A 2,217-nucleotide genomic window follows, 5' to 3' on the forward strand; every position below is an offset into this window, starting at 1 on the left:
CGTTGATGAATTTCATACTTAAATGTACAAAAAATCAACGAGTTGCGCAAGTTATTTGAGCGATTTTTAATACAAATAAATTTATGGGGAAGAAGAGAGGTTATTAGACAGTTTGACGTGTGTTGGCAGACGTATATTATTTTTCTGTTTTCAAATAATTTTCGCTTTGTGTGAAATATTTTTCCATTGTTTTGTTAAGGTATTTTTTGTAATCTGTTGATTCTTTTCTATGTTTTGACAACCAAGCCATTGAATATGCAATTATCTGTTCTGGTAAATAACCTTGTTTACTCATTTGCCATCCAAAGTTAGTTGAGTTTTGGAAAGTTGAATGTTGAAATCTAGAATTCCCAATAAATATTCCAAATCCGTATGCAATTGCAGTCAAATCGGTTAAATACTCGTCATTTTCTTCAATCCTATTTTCTCCTAATAAAATTAAATGAGACAATTCGTGAGAAATTGTTGCGATTAAAGAAATCGTGTTTTTTAATTGTCCTCTTTCAATATATATTGTTTTTTCATCATTTTTCTCTTCATATAATCCTGCGGCACTTTTCCACGAGCCATTCATATCTGCTGGTGTTGATAAAATTGTTCCATCTGCCATTTCTACTGGTTGATCAGAAAAAAATTCAAGATTAATTTCAGTGTCATTTATTATCATAATTTCCATTGTTCTTTTTAAGATAAATTCAGCATCTTCTTCGTTACCTTTAAAAGTAATATTATAAAAATCTTTTGTCGGTGTTATGGTCTGCAAATTGTCAAAATGTTCTGCACTAAAATTTTCACGAAGAAAAAGTAAACCTTCTTCAATCCATTCTTTGTCATCAATTGTAACTGGTAGTTTTTGTTTTTTATTCCAAAACATTGTCTCCGGATTTTTGGTTATATTTCTGCCAACGTTCCGCTACTACAGCGGGTTTGGGAATAAATTAAGCTCTATTTTCGGATTTGCCAAATCATCCAAATACAAAACCAACTTTCCATTAAGCCAATTGCCCAAATCCGTTGTAATAGCTGTTACCAGCTGGCTTTCTTCTTTTTCTCGCCATATTTACTCCTTTTCAATTGATGTTTCCCAACCATCATAATCTCCATTTGTTTCATTTGCAAGTTTCCACAAATAAATTACATATTCATCCACACTATTTTGGTCAACTTTATCAACTCGTTTTATGTGTAACTTATATGGTGTTTCATCTAACTTCTTATCATAATCTTTGTCAACTATACTAAATCCATCATCAGATATTTTTTGAAGGAAAGCTTCTCTGTCCTTTTCTGTTTTAAAATAAATCCAATGATCAACTTCTCTTGCTTTAATTAATTTGTCGCCTCCTTTTTCAAGTTGATCAATTACACGTCTATTTTGAATGCTTTGAAATTGTTGTGGTGTCGGATATAAAAAATCAAAATAACCACCCCATTCTTTGTCTTCTTTTGTCCCGAAGTCAAATTTATATTTAGGATAAGCAAGCATAACTTCTGAGATTGTTTTGTCGTAGAGTGTAGTGTCGCCAAAATAAAAGTACAAATCTCTGTCCCCTGCCGATGTAAGTCGACCAACATAGATTGAGTTATGTTTTATTGTTATCTTGTCAACCAAGGCATCTTCAAGTTTACCAAGTAATTCACTTTCTTCTTGTGATGAAAGTCCGTCTTCTCTTGGATTGTTCATTTTGATGGAAACCCAAACAATATTCGGTTTGTCTGCGATTGGGGCAACTCTATGAAGTCCAAGATCAATAAATAATGAACCTAATTTATCGTTTACATTGCTTAAATAAAATTCCCATTCTTCTTGATGTCCAACTTTTGATTGAGTTGTTATTGGATTTTTAGAATTTGTCTTACCGAATAATTTGTCAAAGAATCCCATTGTAAATGCAGTTGTTGTTAAAGATAAAATTACTATTCCTATTATTACTTTTTTCATTGTCGGTTTCTGTGTATTTCGCTATGCTTGCTGGTAACGTCAGTTCGTCTAAAAACCTTTAAACGAACTCATTTTAGTTAATCAGTAAGTAAATATATGTGATTTAAACTACAATTGAAACTCTTTTTGGAAAAAAGCATTCTTCATTCTTAAAACAAAACAGTCCGTAAAAAGCTTTAAAAATTGCTCTTAGAGTCCCAAAATATAAAGCCAATACTTTTAAATATTGTTTTAATAGACTGTGGTCAATCAGGTTAAAAATTCGGCGCAGATTG

2 protein-coding genes are annotated in these 2,217 nt (G+C 31.5%); both read right to left on the reverse strand.

All coding sequences use genetic code 11. From position 1 onward, the window contains the following. Positions 1-136 precede the first annotated feature (136 nt). Positions 137-874 carry a hypothetical protein gene (locus ACP7AT_RS15700; protein ID WP_426065381.1) on the reverse strand — a complete coding sequence of 246 codons (738 nt, stop codon included), beginning with the start codon at positions 872-874 and terminating at the stop codon, positions 137-139. Between the two features lie 186 nt (positions 875-1,060). Continuing rightward, positions 1,061-1,942: a DUF695 domain-containing protein gene (locus tag ACP7AT_RS15705; protein WP_426065383.1), complete on the reverse strand. Its 882-nt coding sequence runs from the start codon at positions 1,940-1,942 to the stop codon at positions 1,061-1,063. Between the last annotated feature and the right edge of the window lie 275 nt (positions 1,943-2,217).

This window comes from Flavobacterium sp. DSP2-3-1 (assembly GCF_049896865.1).
In the GTDB taxonomy this organism is placed as follows: domain Bacteria; phylum Bacteroidota; class Bacteroidia; order Flavobacteriales; family Flavobacteriaceae; genus Flavobacterium.

Bases quoted from the DNA above. Each gene is read 5' to 3' on its own strand.
- ACP7AT_RS15700 (WP_426065381.1), bottom strand. From the start codon at position 874: ATGTTTTGGAATAAAAAACAAAAACTACCAGTTACAATTGATGACAAA.
- ACP7AT_RS15705 (WP_426065383.1), bottom strand. From the start codon at position 1,942: ATGAAAAAAGTAATAATAGGAATAGTAATTTTATCTTTAACAACAACT.